Origin of the sequence: Streptomyces anulatus (assembly GCF_000721175.1) — a bacterium.
Lineage (GTDB): Bacteria > Actinomycetota > Actinomycetes > Streptomycetales > Streptomycetaceae > Streptomyces > Streptomyces anulatus_C.
In genome coordinates this window covers 1-206 of sequence record NZ_JOEZ01000160.1, presented here as the reverse complement: position 1 = coordinate 206, position 206 = coordinate 1, and the positions used below count along the sequence as shown (strand labels likewise).

1 protein-coding gene is annotated in these 206 nt (G+C 69.4%); it reads left to right on the top strand.

Annotation, left to right across the window (positions count from 1 at the left end; all coding sequences use genetic code 11):
* Nucleotides 1-206 (top strand): hypothetical protein (locus IG90_RS40525; RefSeq protein WP_033895145.1); only part of this gene is annotated, 206 nt, incomplete at both ends.

Genomic DNA, 206 nt, shown 5'->3' with positions numbered 1-206 from the left:
CTCCACACCGACCGCGCCCAGGCACTGCTGCTCGCGACGGCGTCGGCGGCGATGGTCGCGACCCCGGCCGGGGCGTGGTGGAACGAGAACGTCAACGCCCTCAACGACTGGGCGACCTCATCGGTCGGCGAGTGGACCGGGCTGATCATCACCGGCTTCCCGGCGCTGTTCGTCACCTTCATGTTCGCCAACGACCTGGTGACCCG